General features: G+C 53.9%; 9 protein-coding genes. 5 read left to right on the forward strand and 4 right to left on the reverse strand.

The features are described from left to right. The first annotated feature begins 81 nt into the window (after positions 1-81). From IEW26_RS23165 to IEW26_RS23175, 3 genes are all read left to right on the forward strand, one after another. Positions 82-2,475: a glycosyltransferase gene (locus IEW26_RS23165; RefSeq protein ID WP_188594082.1), complete on the forward strand. Its 2,394-nt coding sequence runs from the start codon at positions 82-84 to the stop codon at positions 2,473-2,475. Further along, complete coding sequence (locus tag IEW26_RS23170) at positions 2,405-4,573, forward strand: tetratricopeptide repeat-containing glycosyltransferase family 2 protein (RefSeq protein WP_188594083.1); 2,169 nt, start codon at positions 2,405-2,407, stop codon at positions 4,571-4,573. The genes IEW26_RS23165 and IEW26_RS23170 overlap by 71 nt, the downstream gene beginning before the upstream one ends. Positions 4,574-4,767: 194 nt before the next feature. After that, entirely contained in the window at positions 4,768-6,846 is a 2,079-nt protein-coding gene (locus IEW26_RS23175; RefSeq protein WP_188594084.1) for a glycosyltransferase, read from the forward strand. A 162-nt stretch (positions 6,847-7,008) separates the two neighbouring features. On the opposite strand, the gene IEW26_RS23180 is transcribed toward IEW26_RS23175, so the two are convergent. From IEW26_RS23180 to IEW26_RS23195, 4 genes are read right to left on the reverse strand one after another with little or no spacing between them, the layout of a single operon-like run. Then, a complete protein-coding gene (locus IEW26_RS23180; RefSeq protein ID WP_188594085.1) occupies positions 7,009-7,689 on the reverse strand; it encodes a class I SAM-dependent methyltransferase in 681 nt (226 codons plus the stop codon). After that, positions 7,686-9,101: a glycosyltransferase family 4 protein gene (locus IEW26_RS23185; RefSeq protein ID WP_188594086.1), complete on the reverse strand. Its 1,416-nt coding sequence runs from the start codon at positions 9,099-9,101 to the stop codon at positions 7,686-7,688. Before IEW26_RS23185 ends, IEW26_RS23180 begins: the two co-directional genes overlap by 4 nt. A gap of 1 nt (position 9,102) precedes the next feature. Then, positions 9,103-10,020: a glycosyltransferase gene (locus IEW26_RS23190; RefSeq protein WP_229729988.1), complete on the reverse strand. Its 918-nt coding sequence runs from the start codon at positions 10,018-10,020 to the stop codon at positions 9,103-9,105. Continuing rightward, on the reverse strand, positions 10,020-11,351 hold the full coding sequence (locus tag IEW26_RS23195) for a hypothetical protein (protein WP_188594087.1): 1,332 nt from the start codon (positions 11,349-11,351) through the stop codon (positions 10,020-10,022). The genes IEW26_RS23190 and IEW26_RS23195 overlap by 1 nt, the downstream gene beginning before the upstream one ends. A 509-nt stretch (positions 11,352-11,860) precedes the next feature. Here IEW26_RS23195 and IEW26_RS23200 point away from each other — a divergent pair. Continuing rightward, positions 11,861-13,276 (forward strand): cytochrome ubiquinol oxidase subunit I, encoded by a 1,416-nt coding sequence (locus IEW26_RS23200; protein ID WP_111270678.1) that lies wholly within the window; start codon positions 11,861-11,863, stop codon positions 13,274-13,276. After that, entirely contained in the window at positions 13,248-14,276 is a 1,029-nt protein-coding gene (gene cydB, locus IEW26_RS23205) for a cytochrome d ubiquinol oxidase subunit II (RefSeq protein ID WP_188594175.1), read from the forward strand. The genes IEW26_RS23200 and cydB overlap by 29 nt, the downstream gene beginning before the upstream one ends. The last annotated feature ends 1 nt before the right edge of the window (position 14,277 follow it).

The following is a 14,277-nucleotide window of genomic DNA, read 5'->3' on the forward strand; positions in this document are numbered from 1 at the left end:
CCAGCTTTGCTGTCATATAGGTACATGAAGTCCGCTTGACGGGACTCATGTACCTTTTTTTCGTATTGGAGGTGACTGTGGATGCAGAACCGTTTACTTGGCATTCATATGATTGTGCAAAATGAAGAGGAACACCTGCCGCGCTGTCTGAACAGCTTGAGGCATAAAAATCTGGAATGCTTCATTACGGATACAGGCTCGTCCGATCGGACAGCAGCTCTGGCCAGAGCTTACGGTGCAATGGTGCTGCACGCTCGCTGGGAGGATCATTTTGCTCAAGCCAGAAATATCAGCCTTCCCTTGGCAACGACAGAATGGATTCTCTGTCTGGATGCTGACGAGTATGTGATTGAAGGTTTGGAAGAATTAATGGAGTTTTTGCCTGACGTCCATAAGAGCATAACCAGATTGCGTATAACGATAGAAAATCAGTTCGGTGAAGGGGCGGAGGACAAGGTCATGTCCTATCCAGTAAGACTTTTTCGTGCACATCATGGGTATCGATTCACGGGACGTATCCATGAACAGTTGATTCGTGCAAAGGATCATGAGCAGAACTGTACTGTGATACCGAAGAGTAATACAAGTGATGTTAACGAAGCTGTAGATTCATCTAATGCAAACGAAGAAGAGACATTCGTTGATATAGAGCCGCTTGCACCTCTGCGTCTGGGGCATGATGGTTATCTGGTATCCGTGATTGCCTCTGGAGAGAAACCGAAACGGAACTTACGCCTTATTCAGAAGGAACTGGAGGATCACCCGGGTCAACCGTTTCATCTGTACAATCTGGGTGTAGCCCGATGCCAGCTGGGTGATTTGGTGCAGGCGGTCAATGCATTCCGTGAATCACTAAGGCTTGCTCATTTGCAGGCTCCTTATCGCCCGACACTTGTGAAGGATCTGGCTAAAGTGCTTGGTTCGCTGGAGTGTTATGAAGAAGCACATACACTGCTTGCCCTTGAACGTCAGCGTTATCCTGAATATCCGGACCTGCATCTGTTATATGGTGGTATTCTGGAACGGCAAGGTCTGGAGGAGCGAGCGTATCAATGCTATGCACGGGCAAGCACCTGCAGTGTCAAGCCATATGATCAGATGAAAGATCACAACGGTGAGTTTGAACCCTTCTACGTCAGCGAAGCGGGATCTGGCAGCTACCGGGCCTATACCTCCATGGCAAGGCTTGCCGAAAAGCGGGGGTTTGGGGAAGAGGCGATTCGTCTATACATGTTGGCATTGGAGCATCTGTTCACTTATCAACCAGCATGGACGGGGTTAGCGGAAACGCTGCAGCAGCAGGGGCATTCAGATGAGCATATTGCAGAAAGACTGCTGGAGCAGTTCAAACGTTTAGGCCAGAAACAGCAGCAGTCTAATCAATCTGGAGATATAAACAGTTCTTCGAATACTCGCAATGAGGAAGCGAGTCCTCTTCCAATTGTCTATGCTCTCGCCGCTTGTGGAGCATACAAGCAGGCACTACTCTTGTTCGATGATCAGGCATGTCCTATTTGTATTCCTGCAGGTGATCTTATTCAATGGCTGCTGTGCGCTGACCGTATCACAGATGCATGGCATCTTGCTGAGAAGAGCTGGGGGGTACAAAATCAGCGGGACAGCGAACAGATGCCGGACTTATCGGTCAGCGGATCAGAAATCCAAAAGGATCGTCAGATAACACTGCGACCTGATGAAAGAAGTGACTGGGCTCTGGCTTGTTGGGCGAGCGGACAGCATTTATCAGCGTCCTTTCTCTCACGAACTTCCCCACTGGAAAGGGATATGTGGAGGGTTGCAGATCGTTTGTTGTTGGATTACAGGCTCAGTCCATCTGCCTGTAATCCTGGATCGGAAACAGCAGATGAGCAGCTGCTGCATTGGAGTGAAGCTGCGGAGTTGGCAGCAAATCAGGTTGTAACCCGTGCCGTGCAAAACGGTCAGTTGGTTATTGCCCGGCAGCTGCATGAACGGCTGGCAGGTATGATGTTCACCAAAGAGCGAGCAGAGATGACCACTCTTAGGAATTTTGCTGGTTTGCTGGTTCGGCACGGATATACGATGCTGGCTGCCGATATGCTGATTCAATGTATGACGGAAGGGGAGCTGGATGCAGAGGGGCTTTTTTGGCTGGGGGAAACGCTGTATGCCAAAGGATATATTGAGCAGGCATTATCGCTGTTCGAACAGGCATTGGAGCGTGATTCGGCCTTCACTCAGGCTCGGGCCGGGGCGGCAGTCTGTTATTTGAAGCTTGCTCTTGAATTAATAGGACAGGAACGGGAACGTTCCCAGAAAGCTGCGGTGCTCGAGGCCCGGCAGAGGAACCTGGTCCAGCAGCTGCGAACAGCGGAGGGCATGCCTTGGCGGACGATATATCGTGCCAGGGAAAGGAGGAACCACCATGCAGGGAGAGCGGCAACAGACACAGCAGCATCAGAAGGCGCAGCGGATATCGCTGTGTATGATCGTTAAGGATGAGGAGGAGCTGCTGCCGCGCTGTCTTGAGAGTGTGTGCGGAGCGGTTGACGAAATCATTGTAGTAGACACTGGCTCGTCGGACCGCAGCGCGGCAATAGCGCGCAAGCATGGCGCGAAGGTGGTTGAATTTGCGTGGTGCGATGATTTTGCCGCAGCACGAAATGCTGGCCTGGAGCTGGCCACTGGCGACTGGATTCTGTTTCTTGATGCGGACGAGGCGCTGGATACAGCAGCACGGGAGCAGATCAGAAGCTGGACGGGAGTCAGCGGATGCGACGGATTGTTTTTAAACATCCACAATTATACGGGTTCGGGCCAGCAGGGAGCGACGGTTAATCCGGTGCTGCGTCTGTTCCGCAACGCCCCTGAGCATCGGTTCACGGGCCGGATTCATGAGCAGATTGCGGCGGCGATCTGTGCGCGGAATCCGGAGGCTGCGTTTCATGTTACGGACATGGTAATTCACCATTACGGGTATCAGACGGTGATTGTAGAGCGTAAAGACAAGGTGAATCGTAATGTTCGTTTGCTGCAGCGGGCGGTCATGGAGGAGCCAAAGCAACCGTTTCATCACTATAATCTCGGAGTGGAGTATTTGCGTACAGGTCAAGCGGAGCAGGCGCTTGAATCGTTTGGTACAGCGCGGGAGATGATTGATCCGGCGGTAACCAGCTATGCACATCTGCTGTTCAAATATGAGGTTCGTTGTCTGGAGCATCTTCACCGCTGGCCGGAAGCGATGGAGCGGGTGGATGAGGCGTTGCAGCTATTTCCGGAATACACGGACCTGATGCATCATCGTGCGATCTGTGCGGACGCTTTGGGGGATACAGATACAGCTGAGCTTTCGCTTCGTGAGGCAGTCCGGCAGGGACCGCCGCCAGCCATTTTTCATACAGAAGAAGGCATGGGCACCTATCAGACATGGTACACGTTGGGCCGTTTACTGGAAGGAAAGGCCGATCTTGAGGGAGCCGTGGATGCTTATGTAGAAGCGGTGCGTGCAAAAGCCAGTCTGCTGCCGCCGCTGTATCGCATATTTCGAATTATGCGGGTATCCGGACAGGAGGAACAGATTCCGGCGCTGATTGCTTCACGTTTTGCGATGAACTCGGAGGAGGCTTTGACAAAGGTGCTGGGCATTCTGGAGCAAAGCGGCTGTTACGCTTCGGCACTCGAGCTGCTTGGGGAGATGCCTCCTGTAACTTCTGGAGAGCCGCGGGAGAGGCGGTCTGTAGCCGAGGCTTTCCTGCATGTGCAGCGAGGAGACTGGACAAAAGCGCGTTTGAAGCTCGAAACGGTGAAGCGAAAAAAAGGTTTATTTGCCTCCCTGGCTTCCCGCTGGCTCGAACGGCTGCAGTGTCTGGAAGAAGAAGGAAAGGGCGGGAGAGAGGATAAGGAAGGTAGGAGAGATGGGAAAGAGAGGCAAGGAAGGGAGGGGCAGGAACATAAGAAGGGGCAGCAGAATGAGGGACAGGATTCCTTTACGCTTTGGCTAAGGCAAGGCTCACAGGCAGGCGGGGGTAAAGACGTTTTAACCGAAGAAGAGTCAGGGCTTTCAGGCTGGTGGAAGTCGGCAGCAAAAGGAAACGAGGGACCTAAGGAGAATGCAGGTGAACATATCACGTCCGAGAAAGAGCATGCCGGGTTGTACGAGGGCTGGCAAGCGTTTGGACTTTTGCTGGAAGGATGCGCAAGGTCTGGAAGACGGCAGGAGCTGCATGAACTGATTCAACGGGGGCAGCAGGTGCTAATTGAAGCAGATTCTACCATGAGAACTGGATCGGAAGAATCCTTGGCTAAGGAACGGGATGCCGGGACTGAAGAAGAGTGCCGAGGGAATGGTGAGGTGCATGAGAAAGCAGATGTGAAAAATGCCGGTGCACGATTGCCTTTTCCGGGAGCATCGGATACCTTGCTTGGCACGAATTGTATCTTGAAAGGGCTGATCAGTGCAGCGGATTATCATCTGGCGCAGCTCATGTCTGACACAGCACAAGCGGGTGCAGGTAAAAGGCAGCGTCATCCGTACTGGCCTGTCGTTCAGCATATTCGGCTGGAGCTGCCGGGAGCAGACGGGTTTGAGGGATAAGAAAAGCACGGAAGCCCTGAGTAGACGGAGGATGAGGACTGAGCTGGTCTGGGCGGTTTTGATGGATGAAAAAGCATGATGCAAGGTGTGTACTCTAAGGGGCGTGGCAATAGAGCGGTAAATAGAATGATGCCGAATACAGTATCAGTCTGAATGCAGCACGGGGTTGCGGCTGGAAGGAGGGCAGAGTGCGGGTGAAGAACGGCATCAGCTTGTGCATGATTGTAAAGGATGAGGGCAAGTGTCTGGACCGTTGTCTGCGCTCGATAAGTGATAAGGTAGATGAAATTGTTGTCGTAGATACAGGCTCGACAGATGATTCGCAGGCCATTGCCAGACGATATCGTGCTGAAATCATAGACATGGAATGGAACGGCGATTTCAGCGAAGCACGCAATCTCTCACTTGCTGCTGCGAGTTATTCGTGGATTCTGGTGCTGGATGCGGATGAAGTGTGGACACAGATGGAGTGCACGAAAACTGAACTGCTGGAATGGCTGGAGGCCGGGAGTCAGGAGGTCTGGGGCTACTGGATCAAGGTAACCAGTTTGCTGGGTACGATGGGTGAAGAGCGTGTGACGGATGAGGTATGTCGTTTGTTCCGCAACGATCCCCGGATTGCTTTTCGTGGACGCATCCATGAGGAAGCAGCTTCTTCGATTCAGGCAATTATACCGGGCGGGATAGGTCACTCGGACATAGAGGTTGTTCATTATGGTTATCTGGATGATGTTATCGCTGCCAAGGGCAAAAACGAGCGCAATATGCAGCTGATCCGACTGGCTTTACAACAAACGCCGGATCGGGAGGAAATGCTGTATGCTCTGGCAGCAGAATGGTTTCAGCAGGCGAGGTATGAGGAAGCGATTCGTCTTTTTCTGCCGCTGCTGGCCCAGCTTCTGCCGGAGTGTGGATATCACTCGGATGTGGTGTTGAAAACGGCGTATGCCTGGAGAGAGCTGGGGCACTATGGCAGAGCGCTGGCCGTCGTGGAGACATGGGCACCCTTATACGGGGATTTCCCTGATCTGCTCGAGCTTGGCGCTGTGCTGGAACTGGATCATGCGCGGGCAGACAACGCTCTGGGCTGGTTAAAGCAAGCAAAATCAGCCGCATCGGCAGCGGGGCGATATACCTCGGTGTCTGGTGCGGGCACATATCGTGCGTTAACGCTGGAGGGCATGGCCTATGAGCAGACCGGTCGCTGGAATGAAGCGGAAGCAGCTTATACAGCCGCTCTAGGCCTGCAGCCGGGTAATGTGGCTGCATGGCAGCGGCTGCTGCTGCTCGGTGCAGCGACGGGACGGCCGCAGGCCATTGCCCGCGCAGCCGAGGGGGTGTGCTTGCCGCCGGCAGCATGGCAAGCGTTGGTTGCGACCGCGCTGGCTGCGCATCGGCCGGTGTGGCTGCTGCGCCATGCAGCGGCTCTCGCCCCGGCGCTGCAGGCTCAGCCGCTTGCCCGCGGGCTTGCGCTGGCGCAGCTGGGCGAGGACGCGGGTGCATGCGCGGCCCTGCGGCCTTGGGCCGCGCATGCGCAGCACGGGCCAGAGGCGGCGCTGGCGCTGTGGGCGCTCGGCCACAAGCGGCCGGGCAGGGCGATGTGCGCTGCGGTGCCCGAGGCGGCACAGGCGGCGGATGCGCTGCTGCAACGCGCGAGGCTGGCCGCGGGGCAGCGTGCGGGCACGGCCAGGGCCGCTGTGCGCGACCCAGCGGCCTCGGCGCGAGGGCCGGAGCTGCCGCAGCTGCAGCCGCCCGGCGCCACGCCGCGCATGGGCTCGCAGCCCGCAGCGCTCGGCACGCCTGCGCTGCTTGCGCCTGCGCAGGCGCTCGCCGCCGTAGGCGCCTGGCCCGCATGGCTGCGCCTGCTGCAGGCCCAGCCGCCAGGCGGCGCGCTGGCGCTGCTCGCAGCGCTGCCGCCTGCGGCCCGCTGCGGCCTGCTGCGCGCGCCCGCGCACGTCCGCGAAGGGCTGCTTGCGCTATGCGGCCCACCGGGCAGCGCGCAGCAGCTCCTCGCGGACGAGGTGCCCGCCCTCGCGCCCGTGGCGCATGCGCTTCTGGCGGGCACGCTCGCGCAGCTCGCCGGGCGGCAAAGCCTGGCACGTGATTGGGCCGAGTACGCGGCCCAAATCACAGCCCGGCCTGCTGCCGCCCAAGGCCGCCCGGTGAAGTTCCTTCCACCGGGCCTGCAGACCCTGCTGCGCCTGACGGCTCCCGGCGCAGCCCAAGCCCCGACTTACCGGCAGCAGTGCAACTTGCTGCTGGTATACCTGTAGTCCGGCGTATCCATCCCGCCGGACACCTCCCCCATACAGCATAAAAAAGCCGGGGGTATCCCGGCAGTCCCTTTATTGCTACTGATTCCCCCTGCTCATTCAACCTGTTTCTGATGTAATACACTGTCTACCTGCTCCCTTTTTCATATTTATCCCGACCAGCTATATGTTGTCCGTTTTGCAAATCACAGCCCGAAAGCAGCGAATAGGGGTACCGTACATATCGGAGGAGATGGCATCGTCCGGTTCCTCCACATTCAGCTTATCCTCAATGGTCAGTCCGGTGACAGCCATAATGGTCTCCAGCAGATCGGGACGCATCTCAGGCACATCGAAGGTCGCAATTAATTGCCCGTCCGGCTTGAGCACCCGTGCGAATTCACGAAATGCCCGCAGCATCGTGCCCGTATCCAGATGTTCCAGTACAGAGATGCAGAAGACACGATCGAACTGCCCCGCGGCATACGGAAGCTGAGCCAGATTGGCCTGAGCGCGGTGAAGCCTGGAGAGATAGGTACTTGGCAGTCTCCGGGCCGCCTCTTCTCCAAAATCAGCCTTAATATCCAGCAGAATCGCCTCTTCTGACATAATGCGCTCATCCCAGTCACATGCGTGAACCTCACGGCAGTGGTCGGTGAGCCAGAATTTGAACGGGTGGGATATGCCGCAGGCTGCATCCAGCACCACATCGTTTGGCCTTGCAAACTGTCGTGCCCATTCATATTCGTAAGGACGGCTCCACCATGCGGGATGAAGCGGGAAAATCAGCGTATCCGTCTTCGGGTCATTTTGCCGAATGTACCTTGATTCCATCATTTCCGTTGTGAGTGGTATGTCCATCATGTCCGAATCCCCTCCTTGATTCCTGTTTCCGTTAAAAAAGCTTCCAGCACCCTGCTCCATCGGCTTTTCCATATGGACAGATCGTAGGAGAGTGCCGTTTCACGTGCATAGATACCGAGCCGTTCTCGCTCAGCGCGATCCTGAACAAGCCGAATGAGCGCAGCGGTTAATGCCTGTTCCCCTGGAGGTATGAGCAATCCGTTGAAACCGTCCTGAATCAGATCATTGAGCCCGCCTACATTGGAAGCGATTACCGGCAGTCCGCAGCTCATTGCTTCAAGACAAGCGTAGGAGGTTCCCTCCGAGAATAACGTAGGAATCACAGCAATATCTGCCTGATGATACGCGTCACGGATGTCTCTGAAATCATACGTATGCTGACGGATTCGCGCTGTATGCGGATGTGTGCGCTGCCAGTAGCGGAAGGCTCTGCCCACGGTGCTGCCCTCCACCAGTTCTCCAGCAAATTCAATCTCCACATTGGGAAACGCCCCCAGCAGCTTATCTGCTGCCAGCATCATCGGAATGATACCGCGCTCGCTGCTGATGCGGCGTGGATACAAAATACGGATGGCACGAGAAGCAGAGGGCTTATCATCTGTGTATTCAAGATCCGGGTGGACGGTTAACCCGGCAGCTTCTTCTTTATCGGAAAAGTGAGCATTGGAATCGCCGATTCGAATCGCATGCTGATCATTAACAGGCGCGTTCTCCTGCAAATTACTGCTCTCAGTTTCAGCATGACTGTCTCCAGCTGCATCTTCGGATGCCGGAATGATCAGGTCTGCACTTTCGGTTTGCAGAGCGGTGTCTTGCTTCCAGGCCTCCAGCCATGCTTGCTCATGCTGCTGTGCAAGCGTCCTTCTGGGTGGAGCGGGAATGAAGTAAGAGGTATCAACCGCATTGGGAATCAGCATAATTTGTTCTGAATCGGCGTAAGTGCAGGCTGCCCGGCAGAAGGTTTGAAAATGGGAATCTACGGATACGATGCGTACCAGTCCATCCAGCGCCAGCTGAATATGCTCGGCAACCTGACGTTTCGTATCCAGTGGCAGCCCGGGACGATCCCAGTTAATGCCGTGACATATCCCAAGGCTGCCCGGTTTGTAGTGGATGGGCTGCCAAAGACAGCTTGCGTAGATGATCGGCCCGCGAGCCGCAGCGGCCATCCGGTCAAAGGCTTCAGGCACATTGTTCATGTCATAATCGTAGCCATAGACATCAATCTGCTCGGTTCTCGTCTGGAACGCTTCGAAATAGGACAACTGATGCACCTCGGGAATGTGACCCAGTCCCCGGATGACACTGCACAGATCAAGAATGTAACGCTCCAGCCCGCCGCCGAAAACCCGGCTGAACTCCCGATTATAACCATCGGTGAAGCTGTGGGTGAGTATGCTGATTATGCCCATATTACGGTTCCTCCTTCCATGGGAGAAGCCTTGGTTCAGGGTCCAGAATGGACTCGTACTGTGCCAGATTTCCCCACTCCCCGTGTGGATCAATACGTTTGTAGCGCAAATATTTGCGAACCCTGTCCTCCAGACTGCCAGCCCAGCCGAGATGCTGTACCTTCAGCTCGGTATGCACGCCCGGGAGCACCGTACAGGATAAGGGCAGTCTGGGGACGTGGTGGTTCTGCTGCGGGTAAAAGTAGGAATAACCGGGCATGTAACGGACAAGGGTAGCTGTATGCCGTTTGTGCATGGACCAGAGCTCATCCTCGCGATAGTGGGTTCGACCGCCCCACATATCGTAGAAGCGGAAGGCAAACCAGTCTGCGTAGTCCTGATTAATAAGCTTTCGTATAGCTCTTTTGGCTTCACTGCTGTAAAGTTCATCGGCGTCAACCGAGAGCAACCAGTCCGGGTCTGTACTGACGGCTGCTTGCCATAGTGCATTACGCAGACGCCATTCCTCCGCAAAGAGTGGCTTCTCCAGCACCTCCAGCCTGACCACCTTGGGAAAGGCACTGCATATGTCCGGTGTTCCGTCTGTGCTGGCATCATCAACAATGACAATCTCATCCACAAATTCACTCAGATCATGCAGCACTTCCTCCAGATAACGACCCTGTTCGTTGCGGACCTGCAGCATAGCCGTCAGCTTGTTGTTTTGACTCTTACGTACCCTTCGGACAGCATACGATTGTGTAAAAGCATCCGTCTCCCTGTCCTGCAATGACAGAGAATACGGTTCTTCTTCGATTCGTGAGTTCACAACGCGATGAACCTGGTGGGTGCCCTGACTTGACGAGCCCTGGACTTCTGAATCAGGAGGCTCGACCTGCGGCCTGTTCCCAATGGTTCTGCGTTTTTTCGGGTCCATCATTAAGGCACCTCCCCAAGCAGCTGCTGCACGGCTTGATCCAGCAGCTCCAGTTCCAGGATTCGAGCCAAAGCATCTTCATTTTCTACAGCTGTTTCCAGAAACAGCCTCACCGCCCCGTGACGTTCACCCCGAAGGGCCATTGCTGTCCCTGATAATTGCCGATATTCGCGACGACTGGCTCCGTCCTGAATGTCGCTGGCATGAACCAATGCCAGGGCGTCCTCTACACGCTCTGTTTCCTGATAGATGCGAAACTTCCAGTGTCTCGCTGTTTCCCCGCCAAGCTCATCCAGAATACGCATGGCACTGCCGTAGTCATCGTTGATGCGGAGCAGCTCCGCTTGAACGAGCTGCTCTTCTCCCGCTTCAAGCCAGCGGCATAACTGCTCGTAATGGTGGCGTTCCTGCTCGTTCCCGGCACTGATGCCGTATACCTGCAAAGCCTGCTCGGTTTGACCCGATTTAGTATAGATCGCCGAGAGGAAACGGTAATGGGACTGAATGCAGTCCTGCCGTCCATTGATCACTGCATGAGAGAAGGCTTCTTTCAGTGAATCGGCTGCATGATTGTCCTCCAGTAAATATTCGTAAGCCGCCAGGAGGAAGGAGATCGTCTCATGTGCACCAGCCTTCGATCGAAGCTCTCTGTAGTAGTCGGCTCGCACCCTGCATTGAAGCGATGTGATGCTGTCTGGTATGCCGCCCAGAACCTGCCTCAGTGCATGTAAGAAAAACAGCTCATAATCACGCAGCGGAATGCTCTGGCTATCTTGATTGACGTAACCTGCAGGAGAAGAGTCTTCCCCTCCAAGCCAGACCGCTCGAATGCCTTGAAAGAGCAGCTTCATGTACCGGGTTTCAGAAGAGGTGCCAACCAGATCGGCTATACCGACCAGCCTCGAAATGCTGCTCTCCCAGAGCGGAGATACAGCTTCATCTCCAACCGGCTCTGGCAAGAGTGCAATACATACTTCTGGCCGCATGGCTGCGACAGCCATCAGCCAATAAGGATGGGCAACAACTGCAACTGTCCTTGGCTCCTGCAAGCGCTTCTCGGCTTCTGACAGGGGAATGACCTGAATGGATGCCGGAAGCTGCTCTTGCTCGGCACTGCGGCTACTGACGTAGGCGAGCGTTCCCTGCTCGGCTGCAAATAAAGCAGCAATGTCAGGATAAGGAAATGATGACCAGCCCCCTTTGCGTGGAAAAAGCACATATTGGACCGGCTGGGCCGTGTCTGCTGCCAGTTCCTGTTCAGCCTGCTTCCGTGCAGCAGTAGAGCCTGGTTTTGACGAGCAATCTGTAGTTGTTAACGGTTCTGAACGTTCCAACTTTCATTCACCTCGCTTTATTTAGAAGGCTTATTTTCTATGTAAAGTGCTTTAGCATACCGCATGCGTGTGAACTGCCTGACACTAACATATGGGGATTCCGCTCCAAACATGAACATCTTGCAATAATACTCGCATCGTACAGCCCTTAATGTGGGATGCACAAACTAACAAAGTGGCGGCATACAACGATTGAATTGGCAACATACAACGATTAAAGTGACGATTTACAACCATTAAGGCATGTGATAGACAAACCCAATGATGCAGCAGATACAGTCGATCAAGCGACAGGAACCGCTACACAATAGGCTTAATTTTATCTATTGTGTGACCAAGGTCACTTTTTTTCGCAGGGGAGGTGGGTATTGTGATAATTCTCACATGTGAGTTATGCGTAATCTGGCACAATACGTTCATCAACGTATTTGGAGAACAGACAGCGAAGATGAACGCTTCAACGCCATTTACGTATCTTGCTAAAGCGAACAGAAAGAAGGGGTAAAGGTATGGATCCGATTATGCTATCGCGTATCCAGTACGCACTTACAACGATTTTCCACTTTTTCTTCGTACCGCTGTCCATCGGCCTTGTGCTGCTGGTTGCGATTATGGAGACGTTGTATGTTGCCAAGGGGAAGGAAATCTACAAAACGATGGCCAAGTTCTGGGGTAAGCTGTTCCTGATCAACTTTGCCGTCGGTGTAGTCACCGGTATTTTACAAGAATTTCAGTTTGGCATGAACTGGTCGGAGTATTCCCGGTTTGTCGGTGACGTCTTTGGTGCGCCACTGGCGATTGAAGCGCTGCTTGCGTTTTTTATGGAATCTACATTTATCGGTTTATGGATATTCGGCTGGGACCGTTTGTCCAAAAAAGTCCATCTGGCTTGTATCTGGCTTGTATTCACCGGTACATTCCTGTCGGCGCTGTGGATTCTCGCAGCCAACTCGTTTATGCAGCATCCCGTCGGCTTCACGCTGAATAATGGCCGGGCCGAGATGAATGACTTCTTTGCATTAATTACGAATGGTCAGCTTCTCGTTGAATTCCCGCACACGATTTTCGGTGCTCTCATGACAGGAGCCTTTGTGGTAACGGGTATTAGCGCCTACAAGCTGATGAAAAAACAAGATGTGGAAGTGTTCCGCAGATCCTTCAATATTGCAATTATTATCGGTCTCGTTTCCTCGCTGGGTGTGGCTTTCTCAGGGCACTTCCAGGCACAGTATCTGGTGGAAACACAGCCGATGAAGATGGCTGCAAGTGAAGGCACATGGACAACAACGGAGGACCCGGCACCATGGACGGTTATTGCCTCCATTGATACGAAGAATCAAGAAAATTCAGGGGAGATCAAAATCCCTGGACTGCTCAGCTACCTGTCCTACAGCAAATTCTCGGGCAGTGTCAAAGGCATGAAAGAACTGAATGCCGAGTATCAGCAGACGTATGGACCGGGAGATTATATTCCACCTGTACGTACAACGTTCTGGAGCTTCCGTGTCATGATTGCTGCGGGTGGATTGATGATTCTGCTGGCGATGTATGGAACGTATCTGGCTTGGCGCAAAAAGCTGGAAGCAGCTAAACCATGGTTTATGCGTTTAATGGTATTTGCTATCTCATTGCCGTTTATCGCCAATACAGCAGGCTGGATTATGACGGAGGTCGGCAGACAGCCATGGACGGTATTTGGATTTATGACGACCGAAGCTGGCGTATCACCTAACGTATCCGCAGGTATGATCTTGTTCTCTACGATTGCCTTCACAGCGGCGTATAGCGTTCTTGGGGCCGTGATGGTGTATCTGTTTGTACGCAAAATCAAAGCAGGACCGTATGCCGTTGATAAGTCGGAAGAGCATGATGAGTCGGCCGATCCGTTTGGCATGGATGGGGGGTATTCCGTTGTTACTAAGTGAGCTGTGGTTTGTACTGATTGCCGTGTTGTTTATCGGATTTTTCTTTCTTGAAGGTTTCGACTTCGGCGTAGGCATGTCTACCGGACTGATTGCCCGAACTGATCGTGAACGCCGTACGCTGATCAACTCCATTGGTCCATTCTGGGACGGCAATGAGGTTTGGCTGCTGACCGCGGGTGGGGCGATGTTTGCGGCTTTCCCGCATTGGTACGCAACGCTGTTCAGCGGGTTCTATCTGCCGCTTGTTGTTGTGCTGCTGCTGCTCATCGGGCGCGGGGTTGCCTTCGAATTCCGCAGTAAAATGAAACAGCAGCGCTGGCGCAAAACATGGGACATCATCATTCTGGTGGCCAGCGCGCTGCTGCCATTCCTGTTCGGAGTGGTTTTTGCAACCATGATGAAAGGTCTGCCAATTGATGAGCAGATGCAGATGCATGCCGGATTCCTGGATATTGTCAATCCTTACAGCGTCGTAGGCGGCTTGAGTGTGACGCTGCTGTGCCTGGTTCACGGGCTGTTATTTGCTTCCCTGCGTACTGTGGGCGAGCTTAGAGAGCGGGCACTGCATCTCGCACAGAAGTTAATGATTCCGCTGGCTGTAGTTCTGGTCCTGTATGCGGTATTAACCTATTTGATGACCGATGTGTTTGCTGTTCGCGGCTGGGCGCTCTGGATTATGGTGGTGCTTGGTGCGGTTGCATTCGCACTTGCTGCGTACTTTATTCGCCAGAAGCGTGAAGGCCTGGCTTTCGGTATGACCGGTGCAGTCATTGCGATCTCCTTTGCATCCGTATTTATCGGACTGTTCCCGAGAGTCATCGTAAGCTCTCTCGGTTCGGCTTTTGATCTGACCGTATATAATGCAGCATCCGGTGCCTATTCGTTAAAAGTAATGACCATTGTTGCCTGCACACTGCTGCCATTTGTGCTTGGGTATCAGATCTGGAGTTATTATATTTTCCGCAAACGTCTGAACGAACAGCACCACCTGGAGTACTGAC

Origin of the sequence: Paenibacillus silvae (assembly GCF_014639235.1) — a bacterium.
In the GTDB taxonomy this organism is placed as follows: Bacteria; Bacillota; Bacilli; order Paenibacillales; family Paenibacillaceae; genus Paenibacillus; species Paenibacillus silvae.